Below are 16518 nucleotides of genomic sequence, written 5' to 3'. Positions count from 1 at the left end.
CTTTCCTCCTAATTTCTCACTCATTGAATGTATCGGGTAAATCATTCTCTAAAAGAACCACTGATTTTTGAGTTGCAAGCTCATTCATTTTGTCTAAAGCTTCTTGCAGGTTTCTTGCTACAAAGTACTGGGATTCGGGGTACCCTTTTTCCTTTAAGCCATCCTGCAAAGGAATTGTTTGTTTTTTTCCGACGAGAATAACAAAGTCACAAGCGTCAGCTGCGTGCATCCCTAACGCTTTGTTTAATTCATACTCTCTATCTCCCAGTTCAATCATCCCGGGAGTAATCAGAATCTTGTATTCTGGCATCTGTCCCAGAACCTCAAGAGCCATCTTTGAACCAACCGGATTGGAGTTAAAGGCATCATCAATGATCGTGATATTTCCATTCGGCTTTTTAAGCTCAAGACGGTGCGGAACAGGCTGTGCCTTTTTGACTGCTTGTGCAATCTTTTCAAGGGGAATACCCTTCTCTGAACCAATGGCTACCGCTGCGAGGATGTTGTAAATATTATGACGGCCAAGCAGCTTTGTCTGCATTTCCACAGAGGTTCCATCGTACTTTGTAACGGTAAAATGAGTTCCTTTTGAGGAATAAGTAATATCAGTAGCCCGGTAATGGAGGTCCTCTGCATCAATGCCGTAATACATGGTTCTGACTTTATTTTTTTGTTGGTATGCCATAATGTTCTCATCGTCTTTATTTACAAACGCTGTCCCATCATGAGGCAATGTTTCTACAATCTCATATTTTGTTTTCTTAATATTATCAAGAGTCTTGAAAGTGTCCAGATGCTGTTCTCCGATAGCAGTCAGAACACCGTATTTGTGATGAACTAACTCACAGATTTCCTGAATATCATGCTCTTGCTTAGCGCCCATTTCTGCAATGAAGATTTCGTGGTAGGGCTTAAGCATTGTTCGAATCGTTTTTGTTACGCCCATTTTGGTATTATAACTTTCAGGAGTCATCAGGACATTAAATTGAGAGGAAAGCACTGTTTCAAGCATATGCTTAGTACTTGTTTTTCCATAGCTCCCTGTTATCCCCACTACCTCCAGGTTAGGCATACTTTTAATGATCTTTTCCGCATCATTAAAGTAATACTGGTTAACCTGGCTCTCAATCGGCCAGTTAATGGTATTGGCAGCAATCATGACAAAGTAGGCCAAAATATTGCTCACAATCAGCGGAATCATAAACCAAAGAAGGGAAACCTCGGCTCCTGCCCCAATCAAAGCTGCAACGACCGCAACGATAAGGTAAAGGATACCTATAGTTGCTAACAACCGTTTTACCCTCGGGGTAAACACTAGCTTTTTCTTTTCAGTAACCTTTGGCTGAAAATAAATATTTAATCCATAAAGAGCAGTACCAAGAAGAAGTGCAGTGTTTTCAGCCCCGAAAATCAGTGGGATAATGGCAAGCAGAGGCCAAAAGTCCTTTCGCTGGTACACCAAATCTTTATGTTCGTTCATCCACTTCCAAATCCGCTCATTGCGGTAGGAGTTAAGCTGGAGCATATGAGTGCTTTTCTTTATTCTGATCGCTGTATAAAAGCCCCAGACACTTAAAAATAGTATAATCAATAAACTTGTCATAAAGCGTTATTCCTCCTTGTCTTTCTGAAGGAAGTTATCGATAATCATCAGAAACTCATTTAAATTATCCAGGTACGCGTAGTGGCCTGCACCTTTAAGAACCACCAGCCCGGCATCGGGAATCTTTTCTTCCATCAGTTTTCCATCTTCCACCGGAGTTGCCTCATCATTTTCCCCCCACACAAGCAAGGTAGGAACTTTTATATCCGGCAAATGATGCTGCAGGTCTTCGTTGACTACATGCACCAGAGATTGCTGCATCACTCCTGATACATTCTTGTAGTCTGCCGAACCCACTTTTCCTTTTATTTTGTTTAATATTTCTTCCCGGTATTTGCTTAAGCCCGGGAGCCTTAGTACTTGTTTGCATGCTTTGTACGTATAGACCTTAATATAATACTTCAATTCTCTTTTTGGCTTTACCCCGGCGCTGTCTACCAGAATAATCTTACGGATCGGGTGTTCTGAAGCATACTCAGATGCATACTTAATAGAGACCCTCCCCCCAAAAGAATGGCCTACCAGCACAGGATCTTCAATTTCCAGCTTCTGCAGAAACTGCTTAAATAAATAAGTATATTGACCTACGCCCCAAGGTTCCGGTGGCTCGTCACTTTCCCCAAAACCAGGGAAATCTATCGACCACACGCGAAAATTCTTTTCTAAAAATTGATGCACAGGGGCAAATGCTTGTATATTCGCTCCCCAGCCATGAAGCAGAACAATATTTCGGCCTTTGCCGGATACATGATAGTTTACGTTCACTCCGTCAATGTCTATGAACACAAAAATACGCTCCCATTCTTATTTTCTTCAGTACCTGTTATGTAAAGTGCTCATTCACACCATCTCTTCAAGACTGGCTTTATAAAAGAGTTTCTTTGAAAATAATAAATATAAGTAGTTTTGCACACATTTACACCACTTTATCTTACCACAGATAAAAGCAAACGAGAATGAACTCTTTGTCACATTCCCTTGCTGTCACACTTACTTATTATCTACACCTCTCTCCCTACCCTGTATTAAAAAAGAATAATCTCCTTTCTTACTTTTCACGGGCCTTTTCCTGCTTGCTGAAAAATATCCTTTTCTAATTTATGCGAAATCTTTTGACGGTATGAAGGGACAGACAAATTTCGGCTCCAAAAACCTATTTTTAATGAGTTTAAATAGGAAAGAAGAGGGTAGAAGAAACAGGAAGATTTTTCTTCAATTTTCTAAAGGAGTTGTTTATTCATGTTCCAAAGATTCGATCGTTTACAGATTGAACTTCCAAAGCCCGACAAACCAGATCCGGATGCAGCAAACGCGGTACAAGAGTTAATGGGCGGACGTTTTGGTGAAATGTCAACCTTGATGAACTACATGAACCAATCCTTTAATTTTCGCTCTAAAAAGAAACTAAAACCCTATTATGACCTTATTGCAAGCATCACTGGCGAAGAGCTTGGACATGTAGAACTGGTAACTGCCTCTATTAACTCATTGATGGAAGGTGCTACGGATCATAAATCTCCCTTAGATGCCCCGTTAGAACCAGGTAAATCTGCAGCTAACCCGCACCATTTTATAGTAAATGCCCAGTCCAGCATGCCTGCAAATGCCTTAGGCCAGCCATGGCAGGGAGATTACGTTTTTAACAGCGGAAACCTTGTACTCGACCTCCTTCACAATTTCTTTCTTGAATGTGGAGCCCGGACTCATAAAATGCGTGTCTATGAAATGACAGATAACCCGGCAGCACGAGAAATGATTGGTTACTTACTTGTTCGCGGAGGTGTTCATACAGTAGCATATGCGAAAGCACTTGAAACATTAACAGGAGTAGATGTGAAAAAGATGCTTCCAATTCCAGATCTAGAAAACAGTAAATTCCCTGAGGCAGAGCAGCATGAAAGACGAGGCCTCCACAGAAAGCTTTTCACCTTCTCTCCGGAGGATTATAAGGATATTGATAAAATCTGGGTCGGGGAGCACCCCGAAGACGGCAGCACCCTCGAAGTGGTTGAAGGCATGCCTGAAGGAGGAGAAAAACCTGACTTTGAACCAAAACCGGAAGAGTTTGCACCAGGCTATAATATAGAAGATTTCTACGAAATTGCTGCGAAACTGCAAAAGAATATGTAAGCTTCATCTTAGAGCACCGGCTGGTATCAATTACCGCCGGTGCTTTTTATGTCCAGAGCTTATACATAAAAGCAGTCAGGCCCTCATAGATTGTTACCATATTGCCTTCCTTCCCCCTTTTCGTTGTTGGCCAGGCGTAAGAACTACTGATTTAAAGTCAGTTACTACCCTGCCTTTTTTAAACCTTATTACGCTGTAAAAAAACTATACTTTCAAAGCATTTAAATATATGGTCGGCCGGGAGGAAAACGTTATGTTTATCGAATATGATCCTGCTGTCTACAGCCGGATCCTCACTGCTTTGACCCTTAGTTTTCATATTCTGTTTGCGACCATTGGTGTTGGCGTCCCGCTCATGATTGCATTAGCAGAATGGACAGGTATTCGCAAAAATGATCCTCACTATATACTCCTTGCCCGCCGCTGGGCGAGAGGATTTGTAGTAACTGTAGCTGTAGGTGTTGTGACCGGTACAGCTATAGGCTTGCAATTAAGCCTCTTATGGCCTGATTTTATGCAGTTGGCCGGGCAAGCTATCTCTTTGCCATTGTTTATGGAAACTTTCGCTTTCTTTGTTGAGGCTATATTTTTAGGAATCTATTTATACACGTGGGACCGCTTTACAAATCCGGTAAAACACTTGCTGCTCCTCATGCCGGTTGTCATTGGAGCAGCTTCCTCAGCTTTCTTTATAACGACAGTCAATGCATTTATGAATGCCCCCCAGGGTTTTGAAATTATTGGAAACACTTTAGTTGATATAAGCCCCCTTACAGCAATGTTTAACCCTGCTGTCCCTACAAAAACAGCTCACGTGCTCATTACCTGCTATCTTGCTTCAGCCCTTATCCTCGCAATGATAGGAGCCTTACGGATTATCAGAGGGGAAACACATGTCTACCATAAAAAAGCTCTCCACCTTACGATGACAGCTGCATTTGTTTTCTCCATCAGCACTGTCTTGATAGGAGATTTGTCAGGCAAGTATCTTGCTCACTATCAGCCTGAAAAGCTTGCAGCAGCTGAATGGCATTTCGAAAGTACTGCTCATGCCCCTCTTTTGCTTGGGGGAGTCTTACTTGAAAATGGAGAAGTCCGTTATGCTCTAGAACTCCCTTATGCCTTAAGTATCCTTGCTCATGGAAGGCCTGACGCTCATGTAACCGGGCTTGATCGATTTCCTGAAGAAGACATCGCCCCGTTATGGATACATTACTTGTTTGATGTCATGGTTGGAAGCGGGGTGTACTTATTGTTTATTTCTGCTCTGTACTTGCTTTATTTCTGGAAATTCCCCGGCAAGCTTTATCACCGAGCATTGATGAAAGGGATCATTATTTCAGGTCCACTTGCTATGCTCGCTGTGGAAGCAGGATGGATTTTTACAGAAGTTGGTCGTCAGCCCTGGATTCTCTACCAGGTTATGCGTACCACTGAGGGGGCAACCACTGCTTATCATGTGGATGCTGTGCTCTATCTATTTACCGGCTTATATGCCGTTTTAGGTGCAACTGCGGGGATCGTCCTCTGGAGAATGTTTACACATAACCCTGTTGACCGTGAGATCTTTAAACGAGGACTTTGACAGAGGTGATTTTATGAATTATGAAATCATTGGTATTGGTATTCTCTGGCTGTTTCTTTATGGCTATTTACTTGCGGCCTCTGTTGATTTCGGGGCGGGCTTTTTCCACTTTTATAATAAGGCCACAAAGAAAAGCGCTGAAATAGATCAATTAATTCAACGGTACCTCTCTCCGGTCTGGGAAGTCACCAATGTATTCCTCGTTTTTTTCTTTATAGGCCTCGTAGGCTTTTTTCCTGCCACTGCCTACTATTTCGGTACAGTCCTGTTAATTCCCGTAAGCATTACAATAGTACTTCTCGCTGTTCGGGGCTCTTACTATGCTTTCAACACATATGGCTCGAAAGAGAATTTATTGTATTCTTTTTTCTATGGAACTGCCGGCCTTTTCATACCGGCCTCTCTCATGGTAATTCTTGCTATTTCAGAAGGCGGTTTTCTGCAGTTTTCTAACGGAACAATTGAACTTCTTTATCATGACCTTTTAACAAGCTGGCTGCCCTGGAGCCTGGTATCTCTGGCCATGGTGAGCGTTTTGTTTATTTCATCATCTTTTCTTGCCTTTTATAGCTGGAAAGCTGCCGAGGAAAAAGCATACAGACTTTTCCGTAAGTACACCTTATTTTTGGCTTTCCCTGTAATGCTCGCAAGCCTTTTCGTTGTGTTCGCCATCAGCCGCCACAGCTCTCTACGCTTTCAAATCCTGGAAGATCTCAGCTGGATATTTATGTTCTCATTCTTCTTTTTCTGCGGAGCCGTTTTTTTGACATGGAAGAGAAGAAAACCGGGGCTCGCTTTTGTATGCGTGATGACCCAGTACTTTACCGCCTGGTTTGGGTACGGAGCCTCCCATTTACCCTACCTGCTTTATCCTCACCTCACCATTTATGACGGAGTCGTTAATGATTCAATGGCCTTTGCCTTACTTTTGGCTTTTGCAGGCGGAATGGTGCTGCTTATTCCTTCACTGCTTTTGCTTATGAGGCTCTTTTTATTTGATACCGAGTATGTACAAGGAAAAAAACAATAGGAGGAATGCTATGTCTGGATGGAGTTATTTTCTGATTATGGTTGCGCCGTTCCTTATCGTCGGCTTCTCTCTTTTGTTTTTGTTTTTGTGGTGCGGGAAAAGGAAGAATCACTTTCCCCCTCAATGACTTCTTTTACTGCTTTCAAAATTCCCGCCCCCTTTTTCTTTCCAAAGGGGGCAGCTTAATGAGTTAATATCATGATCATTTCGTACAGGGTCTCCAAGTGGTTGAGAAGCAGAACGCCGGATATGGTTAAAGATCCAACGATCCAGCCTAATCCTTTTCTTGCTTTTTTTATATCTGAAAAGAGAGCTACAACACTGGCTGTAAAGGCAGCTACGATAAAGCCGATCCATAGGAGATGTAAGACATTGCTAATCCTTGGTATGCTCATGACAAGCGCACTGATTGTTTGTCCTACCAGAATAAAGCCAATCAAAAAGTAAGCAATATTATCTTTCGCTGCGTTTACCACCTGACCACCTTCTTTCCCATTTTTAGAAAGCGCTTACATAATATTTTTCTTTTTCTTGTATGCTGACTTCTAAAATTTTCTGCTCTTCCGCCAAGCCCTCTATCTTTATTCCAAAAGCTTCTGGGGTATGCCTCTTCACTCTTCCAGCGTTATAGAAAGGCGCGTCTGTTGACAATATATTTAGAGACTCGTAATATTAACATCTGGTCTTTAAATAAAATAAAGCTGGCTGAGTACAGTTATAGTTCTTTTCCCTGCCTTACTTCATTTTACTCATTAGGCCAGAGAATTCGTTGTGAAAGAAGGAAATGTATGACTACTTCTGCAACTAGTGCTCATTCTCCTCCTGAGCTTGAGCCCTTATTAAAAAAACGACTTATTCGTCTCGTTGCTCTCATTCTTATTTTTTCTGTTATGAATGGGACGATGTTTAATGTAGCCATACCGGATATCGCTGATCACTTTAATCTGCTTCCTTCGCAAGTCAGCTGGGTGATGACCGGTTACATCATGGTGAATGCTGTCGGTGCATTAATGTATGGAAAGCTTGCAGATATCTTTCCCATCCGTTCGATTCTTACATTTGGGATCAGCATGTTCGCTCTAGGCGCCCTGTTAGGCTTCCTTTCTCCTTCCTATGGTTTTTTGCTTGCATCAAGGATTTTGCAGGCAATCGGAGGTGCGACTATTCCTGCCCTGGCGTTTATAATCCCAACCCGCTTTTTCCCTAATGAACGGGGAAAGGTGTTTGGTATCATCTCCTCTACTATTGCCTTTGCTTCAGGCATCGGTCCTATTGCCGGAGGGCTTATTGCCGGCATCCTTGATTGGCGTTATTTGTTTTTATTTTCTGTTGCCTCCGTTTTCGCCATCCCGTTTTTTCGTAAGTGGATGCCTGCAGAAGAAAAGAGAGAAGGAAAAATAGACTACCTTGGTGCACTCCTATTTAGTATAGCGATTGCTTCTTTTCTAGCCTTTGTCACCACGCTCATGATGTGGCTCATCCCTGTCGCTTCTTTATCTTTTGTACTCTTTATCCTTAGAATTGTGAAAGCTGAAGATCCCTTTATCAGGCCTGAAATGTTAAAAAACCGGGCCTACACTATTACCATACTGACAAGCTTTCTAGGAACCAGTGTATTGTTTGGCCTGATTTTTGTCATCCCTATTATGCTTCGGGACCTCTATGACCTAAGCACCTTAGCTATTGGATTCGTTCTTTTTCCGGGGGCTATGATCGCCGGTATACTAGGACGTTCCGGGGGAGAGCTTGTAGACAAAATAGGCGGGGAAAAGGTGGTGGTCCTGGCTTTAGTTCTCATAGGCTCCGGAACAATACTTCTTTCCACCTTTGCCGGATTTGCTCCCTGGATTATTGCTGTGTGCCTGGTTATCTCCTATATTGGCTTCCCGCTTATTCAAAGCTCAACAGCAAATATTCTCTCTGCTATCCTGCCTGCTAAACAAACAGGAGTAGGGATTGGACTGTTTAATTTGTTAAACTTTGTAGCAGGAGCTTTTAGCAGTGCTTCCTTTGGAGCAATTTTAGATATTCAGGATACAGGGATTGTGTTGAATCCTTTTGCTCTGCAGGGGGAGAATGCCATCTTTTCCAACCTGTTTCTTGGACTCACTGTCCTTTCATTTCTCGCTTTGCTCTTGTTTTCTATGACATTTAAAAAACACTCTTCTGCGGATTAGAAACAGGCGCCATCAAGGATGACGCCTGTTTTTACAATGAGTTAATCAGGCTGGCGTATTCATTTTTTGGATGATTGACCTGGGGGGAAACGGGATAAGCCTCCATTTTCTCGGATGGAAAAGCCTCTAACAATGTTGTTAGATGATAAGGATCATCCTCTTCTTTATCGAGCCACTCTTTTTCCCTTTCCGCCCTTAAAATGACAGGCATTCGGGCATGAATATCTTCTACAAGAGAATTGGCCTTCGTCGTAATAATAGTGCAGGAACTAATAACTTCCCCTTTTTTCTCCCACTTGTCCCACAAACCGGCAAACGCAAACAGGGGCTTTTCTTTTACCTGAATGTGATAAGGCTGTTTTCCACCGTTTTCCTGTTTCCATTCATAAAATCCATCGGCTGCAATCAAGCAGCGCCGGCGTTGCAACAGCCTTTTAAAAGCCGGCTTTTTATGCACTGTTTCAGCTCTTGCATTGATCATTTTAAACCCGATCTTCGGGTCATCCGCCCAGGAAGGCACCAGTCCCCAGCGCATAAAGCCGGCACGGTTACTTGTCCCGTCATTTATAATGCAAAGCACTTCCTGACTTGGAGCAATGTTGTACCTTCCATCCACTCTTTCTGGAATGACTTCTGCTGCGAACCTTCTTTGGATCATTCTTTTGTCCGCTGTCAACGTATACCGCCCGCACATTCCAATCACTTCCTTTATCTAACAGCGCTCTCTGCCTCTTTACTTCATCACGAGACCGCCGTCTACAATAAGATTTTGCCCCGTCACCGCTCTGCTTAGGGGGGAGGCGAATAACAAAACGGCATCAGCCATTTCTTCAGGTGTAATGACCCGCTGAAGAGGGGTATTCTGCTGAATGATTTGAAATACCTCTGCTGATGTTGCTTTACTGGCATCCGTTTCTTTTAACAGTCCGCCAGAAGCCATGTTCACGGTGATTCCGTATGGCCCGAGATCACGGGCCATGGTTCTTGTAAGCCCAAGCAATGCAGCTTTTCCGCTTGTATAATCGTGGTAGGGAACCACTGGATTTTGCACAAGGTTCGTTCCAATGTTAACTATGCGACCGAATTCCTGTGCTTTCATGTCAGGAATTCCCGCTTGTGCAGTATTCAAAGCAGCTTGGACGCTTCCTTCAAATTGAACGGAAAAATCCTCCCAGCTGATGTCCTCCGCATTTTTTCTTTCCACTGGATCAAAGCTGAAACCAACTAAGGCGTTATTTACAATGGTCGTGATCGGCATCTTAAAGTATGACACCGCTTCCTTGAAAATCTTCTCAACCGCTTCTTTGCTACGTACATCTCCCTGGAGAGCAACCGTTTGTTCACCGAGTTCCTCAGCAAGGTTCTCGGCTCTTTCTTTGCTTTGATAATAGTTAATGACGACATTGGCCCCTTCACGGGCAAATGCCCGCACCACTGCTTCGCCCAGTCCTCTGCTTCCTCCTGTAACAAGTACTGTTTGACGTTTAATATCCATATCCTTTCCTCCTTTTTGTGGTTTATTACTTTTGAACCTCTGTTTCCAGGCCCCTTGTTAACACAAAGGCTGCTATCATTGCCGTGATTCCTCCCGTGATCTTTCCGATCATCATAGCTGTAATCATTTCCTCTTCTACAGAGGCAGTAAAAGCAAGGTGTCCTCCTAAAATGAATGCTCCGCTCACTGCAAAAGCAAAGTTCATTACTTTTCCACGGGGGTTCATATCCCGAGCCATCCCAAACATAGGAATGGCATGAGCTAAAGAGGACAGCCAGCCAACAACTGAGATTTCATTCATATGTACCTTATTTCCTAATGGAGACAGAGCCTTCCCAAAAACCTTTTTTAAAAAATGGACCAGAGGGAAAGCTCCTGCGAGCATAATGGCTATCATGCCGACAATTTGGATCCCTTCACTAATAGGGGCCATGCCAGAAACAAGTGTCCAGCCTGTGAGCGTTTGAAAGGTGATAACAGCTGTTGCTCCAACCATCAAGGCCGTCATCCCCTGGCCGAACAGCATAAAAAGAGTCACCATAACACGGGGCTGAAGCCACAGGCCTAAAGCAATCCCCCCGGAGAAAATCACAATGGGCACAATGCTTCGAAGCATCATCTCCATTGAAAAACCTGCAGCCGCCCCTCCCGCAAGAAGGCCGAGAGGGATCGTAGTAAGCCCTGCCAAAACTCCTTTTGCTAAGTAAGGACGATCTTCTTTTTCAAGGAGACCTAAAGCCACTGGAATAGTAAAGGTAAGGGTGGGACCAAGCATCGTGCCCAGTAAAATGCCGGCAAACAAAGCAGCATCCCTGCTTTCAGCTAACTCCAAAGCCAGTGGATACCCTCCCATATCCAAGGCAAGCAACGCAGTAGCAAACATAGCGGGGTCTGCCCCCATCCATGAGAAAAAGGGAACCACCACCGGCCGGAGAAGCTCTGCAAGAACTGGAGCCAAGGAGATAATTCCGATCATGGCGATCGCTAAAGGGCCCATCGCCATAAATCCCCGCTCAAACTGTTCACCGTAGCCGAAACGATTGCCGCCTATCTTATCTGCAGCCCCTATGATCATAAAAACAACAAGAACTAGTACCACTATTTCATTAATTGACATCAGGCTGACCACCAGCTTTACATTTTAATTCTCTTTTTCATTCTACACGACGCTTCCGGACACCTCTTTTGGGGTGCCTGGCACCTAATCAATTTTTACCAGCACCCTTCTCCTTGAATTAAGAACCTATGTTCTCATATAATAAAGAGAAACTGCATGACGAGGTGAAGCTCATGGATACTCTGTACAGTCAAATTAAAAGAAAAACCATTCTCTGTATAGACATGAAGAGCTTTTATGCAAGCTGCTCGGCAATTGACCTGGGACATGATCCTCTCACATGCTGCCTTGCTGTCGTAGCTGATACAAAACGGTCAGGAAGCGTGGTTCTGGCAGCAACACCAGCTATGAAAAAGAAATTTGGCATCAAAACAGGAAGCCGTCTGTTTGAAATTCCGGACGACCCTGACATACAGATCGTAAATGCGTCGATGAGTGCTTATTTAAAAACTTCTGTAGAACTGACTAAATTCTTTGCTGAATTTGTTCCCTCCGCTCATATTCATACCTATAGTGTGGATGAAAGCTTTCTTCAAGTGGATGGCTCTCTTCACCTTTATGACTCTCCCCGTCAGATGGCAAAAATGATTCAGCGCAGCATGCTCAGACGTTTTGGACTCATGTGTGCCATTGGTATCGGCCCAAATATGCTTCTCTCAAAATTGTGCCTTGATCTTGATGCAAAAAAGAAAGGGATCGCTGAATGGCAATTTGAAGACGTAAAAGAAAAGCTCTGGCCCGTGGAGCCCCTTAGCAAGATGTGGGGCATCGGCAACCGGATGGAGAGAAACCTGAACCGTTTAGGAATACGAACAGTTGGGCAATTGGCCCGAACTCCCATTGAACTTCTTGAAAAACAATTTGGTGTTATGGGCAGCCAGCTGTACTATCATGCGTGGGGAATTGATCTCTCAGAAATAGGAGCTCCTATTCTGCACGGGCAAATCAGCTACGGTAAAAGCCAGATTCTTCTTCGTGATTACGAAAAGGAGGAAGAAATAAAGCATGTCATTCTTGAAATGAGCGAAGAAGTGGCAAGACGAGCCAGAAGAGAACGAAAAGCCGGCCGGACGATCAGTCTCGGCGTTGGATACAGCCACAAGGAAGCAGGCGGTTTTCACCGTTCCTATACCGTATCTGAGCCGACGAATGAAACAAAGGAAATCTACCATATCTGTCTTCATCTTTTTCGAAAGCACTACCGCGGTGAAACGGTGAGAAGCCTGTCTGTTACCTTATCGAAGGTTTGTGAAGACAGCTGCACCCAGCTCAGTCTGTTTGATCCGAAAAAGCCAAAGCGAAAAGCTTTGGGCTATGTAATGGATCAAGTAAGAGCAAAACATGGGGCGGATTCTCTTTTGCGGGCCGTCTCTTATACAAAGGCCGGCACCGCCCGCCACCGTTCTACCCTGGTGGGAGGTCATAAAGCAGAAGGATAGGAAGTTGCAGTAAAAAACAAAGGGGCACCCCATCATAGGGAAGCCCCTTTGAAATCATTTGGCCTCTTCAGTCTTTTTCTCATGTATTTGTTCACCTGTAAGATACTCGATCTTTGATTTGAGCAAAGCATTTTCTTTTGATAAGGATGCTACCTGGTCTGCCAAGTAATCAATCAATTCGTTAACTTCGGTTTTCATTCGTTACTTCCTCCTATTATGTTATCCTCTAAGGGGTTATGGAATAAACACTGTCATTAAATGAGCAAGGTTTATTTACCCCCGGTTCTTCCGACTTAAACTTTCTTTCGCACCAGCAAGCCATGAAGAACTCACACACTTTACTATGTTATTCATTCCAATTCAAAGAGATGACAACGATTTTAAAAAGGGAGTGTTTTTTTTGAAAGAGGATTATATTACATACTTACGAAGCTTTACAGGCAAGAACAAGGTAATTATGGTGGTTGCCGGAGTGCTGATCTTTGATGAAGAAAACCGTCTTCTTCTGGAACTTCGCTCAGATAACCAAAAGTGGGGACACCCCGGAGGCTACATGGAGTTAGGAGAAACAATAGAAGAAACAGCTAAAAGAGAAATATTTGAGGAAACAGGACTTACCTTGGGTGAGGTAGAGCTTTTTGGAATCTATTCAGGGAAAAAACAGGAACGTATTTTACAGAATGGAGATGAGGTCTCTCTCGTTAAAATCATGTTTACTTGCAAAGAATTCAGTGGACAGCTAAGAAAAAGTGAAGAATCTCTTGAACTGAAATTTTTTTCCTTGGATAAGCTGCCAGACATTTGGCCAGCCCAGAAAGCGGTATTTAATGATCTCCTGTCAGGCGCCTCGCGCCCTATTATCAAGTAACACAGGTGAGTACAAAGTGATATGCATATAATTATAAAAGTTGGATCATCGAGAGCTTAACAGAAAAATCCTTTTAAATTCTCTGTTTTCTTGTAAAATAAAGGCTATAACATAAGTTTAAATGAAAAGACAAAGTTGCTGAAAAGCAGTGACGAAAACACTAGGGGCAAAGGTATGAAGATACACTATGCCAGCCAGCTGCTGTACTTCTTTTTCTCTTTTTTGAACCATAATAAAAGAAAAGCGAGTGTATGTGTCTATGAAATTAGAAACCATTGTTATCGGTAATGTCCAATTAACAGAGGAGCCCAGGAATACGTTCTATCACTTTGCTGTTAACGTGGAAGAAACCTTAAAGCGCGCACCTGAAATTGACGCAGTAGCAATTTTTGGAATGATCACTTTCCAGGGAAGGTCCTGTGAAACTGTGATCCAGCAAGACCTCAATATCCCATGGAATGCTCTACTAGAAAGCACACAAGAACAAATACGACAAAAAGCTTTTCGGCAAATTGAAAAATATGAAAGCCATTGTAATCAACAGTAGAAACCCTGTCATTACAATGGCTTTGCTTTATTCAAAAACTTACTGTTTAGACCTTTCGCAAATACGCTGAGAGAGCTTTCGATAAAATTCCATTACATCCGTATCCTTTAGAAACTGAAGCTGATGAGTTCCTCTTTTTGTTGCGATTTCGATATTATTTGAAAAAGCAAACACCCCAGTCTTTTCAATGGCTATTTCCTCAATTTTTTCATAAGGAATACTGTATACTGCTGACCGGGATTTAGAAATAAGGGAACGGTCAACAAAGAGAATACGGTGACTCGTAAAAGCAACGAAGTCGACCATGAGTCCATATGTACTCTCAAGCTCTTCTCCTTCAAATAAAAACTCCTGTGCCTGGTCTATATGCTTTCTCTTATTGTCTCCTCTCCGAAACAAACTCACCTTTACCATCCCTCCATCTATAAATTCTCTGCATGCCTCTTTTATTCTCTCACTAACAAAAAGTGATTACAATCCATTGACTCATCATGCCCTGTCCTAGTCCAATTTTTCCGGGGGAGGATTGAGATGTTTCCCTTCTTCAGCTTCTCTAAACAAATTACCTTCTTTCGGAGGCGGTTCATTAGACTCTCGCAATAAACGCTTGAATTCTCCCACAGTAAGCGGCCGGGCGTCTTCTGTCAGCTCATATCCTAAACGTCCATTTGGTTCAATGGTTGCTCTCTTTACACTTTCCATGCTGATGATCCCATTTTGCCTGAGATGCATTTCAATTTTATCTACTGTAAGCCTTACCTTTTTGATATTTTTTAGAAGAGGTCTGCCATCTTTTATTACTGGTACCGATCCACCAGTAAAAAATTTTTCCATTCGGTTTGATTTCACTTGGAGGTATTCAACGATCAAAAGCACCAATACAAAAATAGCAACAGAAATAACCGTTTTTACTACACTTGTTTCAATAATGGGCTGTACAATAATTGAACCGATTGAAATTAAGATAACAGTGGCCGGGATTGTCAGCTGGGAAATTGATTTTCTGCCTGTGACTCGCAGTAATAAGAAACCTACCAATACCATCAAAACTGACTCCCATATAAAATCAGTTTCCACGCCTTACCCTCCTTTTCTAAACACATCCTCTTTCATATTCAGCATCATAGACAGCCGATAGATGCTAAAGCTTGTCTCCCATTGTCATGTTTTTAGATTCTCCTTCCTGTCCATTTTTAAACACGGTCCCAACGTTCTTTAGAAAGAGAACTGAAGAACAAGAGGATCTTAGTATAAAAGCAAACCAAACGATCAAGAGGGAGAGACCAAACGAAAAATCAAAAAGATGGGGGTGTGTTACACCTTTTATGGAGTAAATTAAATCAGGCGGTAAAGTGGGAGATATGCAGGTGAAGTCCCTCATTGAGACACTAAGACTGCAAGTATTTTTCTTAGAACAAAGGGTGGGGTAATGTAAGCAGATTCCTTCTTGGATGGGGTTAATAAATGTACATAAAGAGGAGCCCCAAAAGTTCAACTTAGGGGGCTCCTCGATCTGCAAGTACACTAGAGAGGTGCTGAGGATATCTCTTATTATACTCTTATTTCCAATAAATGAAATGATCCCCAAGGTATGGGTATATCATCATCCTGAAACACGAGCAGTTCATTGATTAAAGAATGTACTTACTACATATTCATGCTGCTGATTGTAGATCGTTCTCTCCAACAGTTAAACTTGTATAATAAGTAAGCTGGAAACAAATAAGAAAGAAAAGTTTTATAGATATTCCAGCCATTGCGATACTCTACCCTTCCTGCTGCTACAGCAATGAGTTCAAAGAATGTACTGAGAAGAGTGCATAGAAAAAGATCTGCTTTTTCTGAAAAAACTCTTTTTTTCCGCCAATAAATCATCAGAGCCCCTAGGATCGGAAAGTAACCAAAATTATGAGGCATGGTAGTCAAAAATTGCAGCTTTCTTGAAGAAATTTGTGGTTTAACAACCCAGTACCTGTTTCCAAGAATGTTTATGATCAGCGAAATAACAGAAACAAACGGCACGGCTCTCGTAATCACTTGCTTATCTTTTTTATAAAGAATCAGACCCATAACCCAAGGAAAAAGAAAACCAATCATAATATTAAAGAACATTTATATCACCTCTTTTTCATGGTGCCCGGCTGCCATTTTCCCTATGTATTCTTATGGGCATGCTTGGATTGGCGTAGTGTCCCCTGAATACATTCACACAGGTGCAGACACAAAAAAAGCAGATTCTATTTAAACAGAATCTACTTAGAAATTATATGTATAATGGAGCTTCCAAGCGGGCTCGAACCGCTGACCTCTTCCTTACCATGGAAGCGCTCTACCGACTGAGCTATGGAAGCATGGAAAGTTAGCCTCTCCTGACTGACAGCTTCTATTGTACTACTTCAAGCATACCATGTCAATACATCTTAAGAAATAAGAGACACTTAAATGCTAACTGTTTATAAAAAAGCACCCACAACATGGGTGCTTTCAGAGTTTGCCTGGCAGCGTCCTACTTTCACAGGGAGTTGCC

The 16518-nt window shown here is 42.6% G+C and carries 18 protein-coding genes, 1 tRNA gene and 1 riboswitch; of the genes, 8 read left to right on the top strand and 11 right to left on the bottom strand.

What is annotated here, in order from left to right; translation table 11 throughout:
• Nucleotides 1–16: 16 nt before the first annotated feature.
• Nucleotides 17–1603, bottom strand: a complete 1587-nt coding sequence (locus tag ACFPU1_RS14375; protein ID WP_385942461.1) for a UDP-N-acetylmuramoyl-tripeptide--D-alanyl-D-alanine ligase — start codon at nt 1601–1603, stop codon at nt 17–19.
• A 6-nt stretch (nt 1604–1609) separates the two neighbouring features.
• Complete coding sequence (locus ACFPU1_RS14370; protein WP_385942458.1) at nt 1610–2389, bottom strand: alpha/beta fold hydrolase; 780 nt, start codon at nt 2387–2389, stop codon at nt 1610–1612.
• 453 nt (nt 2390–2842) lie between these two features.
• Between ACFPU1_RS14370 and ACFPU1_RS14365 the strand changes: the two genes are divergently transcribed.
• The 4 genes from ACFPU1_RS14365 (at nt 2843) to cydS (ending at nt 6475) form a co-directional block, all read left to right on the top strand.
• Entirely contained in the window at nt 2843–3733 is an 891-nt protein-coding gene (locus ACFPU1_RS14365) for a manganese catalase family protein (protein ID WP_054636500.1), read from the top strand.
• A 253-nt stretch (nt 3734–3986) separates the two neighbouring features.
• On the top strand, nt 3987–5318 hold the full coding sequence (locus tag ACFPU1_RS14360; RefSeq protein WP_385942455.1) for a cytochrome ubiquinol oxidase subunit I: 1332 nt from the start codon (nt 3987–3989) through the stop codon (nt 5316–5318).
• 13 nt (nt 5319–5331) lie between these two features.
• Nucleotides 5332–6348 carry a cytochrome d ubiquinol oxidase subunit II gene (locus ACFPU1_RS14355; protein WP_385942452.1) on the top strand — a complete coding sequence of 339 codons (1017 nt, stop codon included), beginning with the start codon at nt 5332–5334 and terminating at the stop codon, nt 6346–6348.
• Complete coding sequence (gene cydS, locus ACFPU1_RS14350; protein ID WP_374701239.1) at nt 6326–6475, top strand: cytochrome bd oxidase small subunit CydS family protein; 150 nt, start codon at nt 6326–6328, stop codon at nt 6473–6475. The genes ACFPU1_RS14355 and cydS overlap by 23 nt, the downstream gene beginning before the upstream one ends.
• Nucleotides 6476–6530: 55 nt before the next feature.
• Here cydS and ACFPU1_RS14345 read toward each other — a convergent pair whose 3' ends face one another.
• On the bottom strand, nt 6531–6824 hold the full coding sequence (locus ACFPU1_RS14345; protein ID WP_385942449.1) for a hypothetical protein: 294 nt from the start codon (nt 6822–6824) through the stop codon (nt 6531–6533).
• A 312-nt stretch (nt 6825–7136) separates the two neighbouring features.
• Between ACFPU1_RS14345 and ACFPU1_RS14340 the strand changes: the two genes are divergently transcribed.
• Complete coding sequence (locus ACFPU1_RS14340; protein ID WP_385942447.1) at nt 7137–8525, top strand: MFS transporter; 1389 nt, start codon at nt 7137–7139, stop codon at nt 8523–8525.
• Between the two features lie 31 nt (nt 8526–8556).
• Here the strand turns inward: ACFPU1_RS14340 and ACFPU1_RS14335 are convergent, their stop codons facing one another.
• Genes ACFPU1_RS14335 through eutH form a run of 3 tightly spaced genes read right to left on the bottom strand, consistent with a single transcriptional unit; the run spans nt 8557 to nt 11137 of the window.
• Nucleotides 8557–9219, bottom strand: a complete 663-nt coding sequence (locus ACFPU1_RS14335; protein WP_385942444.1) for an SOS response-associated peptidase — start codon at nt 9217–9219, stop codon at nt 8557–8559.
• A 39-nt stretch (nt 9220–9258) separates the two neighbouring features.
• Nucleotides 9259–10020: a 3-oxoacyl-ACP reductase gene (locus ACFPU1_RS14330; RefSeq protein ID WP_385942441.1), complete on the bottom strand. Its 762-nt coding sequence runs from the start codon at nt 10018–10020 to the stop codon at nt 9259–9261.
• 25 nt (nt 10021–10045) lie between these two features.
• Nucleotides 10046–11137: an ethanolamine utilization protein EutH gene (eutH, locus tag ACFPU1_RS14325; protein ID WP_385942438.1), complete on the bottom strand. Its 1092-nt coding sequence runs from the start codon at nt 11135–11137 to the stop codon at nt 10046–10048.
• A gap of 173 nt (nt 11138–11310) precedes the next feature.
• Here eutH and ACFPU1_RS14320 point away from each other — a divergent pair, with 173 nt between their 5' ends.
• Nucleotides 11311–12576 carry a Y-family DNA polymerase gene (locus ACFPU1_RS14320; protein WP_385942435.1) on the top strand — a complete coding sequence of 422 codons (1266 nt, stop codon included), beginning with the start codon at nt 11311–11313 and terminating at the stop codon, nt 12574–12576.
• A gap of 54 nt (nt 12577–12630) precedes the next feature.
• Here the strand turns inward: ACFPU1_RS14320 and ACFPU1_RS14315 are convergent, their stop codons facing one another.
• Nucleotides 12631–12774 carry a hypothetical protein gene (locus tag ACFPU1_RS14315; RefSeq protein ID WP_157049855.1) on the bottom strand — a complete coding sequence of 48 codons (144 nt, stop codon included), beginning with the start codon at nt 12772–12774 and terminating at the stop codon, nt 12631–12633.
• 259 nt (nt 12775–13033) lie between these two features.
• Here ACFPU1_RS14315 and ACFPU1_RS14310 point away from each other — a divergent pair, with 259 nt between their 5' ends.
• Both ACFPU1_RS14310 and ACFPU1_RS14305 read left to right on the top strand, forming a co-directional pair.
• Nucleotides 13034–13444 carry an NUDIX hydrolase gene (locus ACFPU1_RS14310; RefSeq protein ID WP_385942607.1) on the top strand — a complete coding sequence of 137 codons (411 nt, stop codon included), beginning with the start codon at nt 13034–13036 and terminating at the stop codon, nt 13442–13444.
• Between the two features lie 118 nt (nt 13445–13562).
• A riboswitch (cyclic di-GMP riboswitch) is annotated at nt 13563–13650 on the top strand.
• Nucleotides 13651–13703: 53 nt separating this feature from the next.
• Nucleotides 13704–13991, top strand: a complete 288-nt coding sequence (locus ACFPU1_RS14305) for a hypothetical protein (protein WP_385942432.1) — start codon at nt 13704–13706, stop codon at nt 13989–13991.
• Between the two features lie 39 nt (nt 13992–14030).
• On the opposite strand, the gene ACFPU1_RS14300 is transcribed toward ACFPU1_RS14305, so the two are convergent.
• The 4 genes from ACFPU1_RS14300 to ACFPU1_RS14285 all read right to left on the bottom strand — a co-directional run bounded on the left by ACFPU1_RS14300 (nt 14031) and on the right by ACFPU1_RS14285 (nt 16342).
• A complete protein-coding gene (locus ACFPU1_RS14300) occupies nt 14031–14396 on the bottom strand; it encodes a PH domain-containing protein (RefSeq protein ID WP_198153493.1) in 366 nt (121 codons plus the stop codon).
• 96 nt (nt 14397–14492) lie between these two features.
• Complete coding sequence (locus tag ACFPU1_RS14295; RefSeq protein WP_269758168.1) at nt 14493–15068, bottom strand: DUF421 domain-containing protein; 576 nt, start codon at nt 15066–15068, stop codon at nt 14493–14495.
• 570 nt (nt 15069–15638) lie between these two features.
• Complete coding sequence (locus ACFPU1_RS14290) at nt 15639–16103, bottom strand: hypothetical protein (RefSeq protein WP_385942427.1); 465 nt, start codon at nt 16101–16103, stop codon at nt 15639–15641.
• A 163-nt stretch (nt 16104–16266) separates the two neighbouring features.
• Nucleotides 16267–16342, bottom strand: a tRNA-Thr gene (locus ACFPU1_RS14285).
• Nucleotides 16343–16518 lie beyond the last annotated feature (176 nt).

It is taken from the genome of Thalassorhabdus alkalitolerans, from assembly GCF_042656525.1.
GTDB lineage: Bacteria > Bacillota > Bacilli > Bacillales > Marinococcaceae > Thalassorhabdus > Thalassorhabdus alkalitolerans.
Note: the sequence above shows the minus strand (reverse complement) of the source record. Positions and strands in the feature narration are given on the sequence as shown.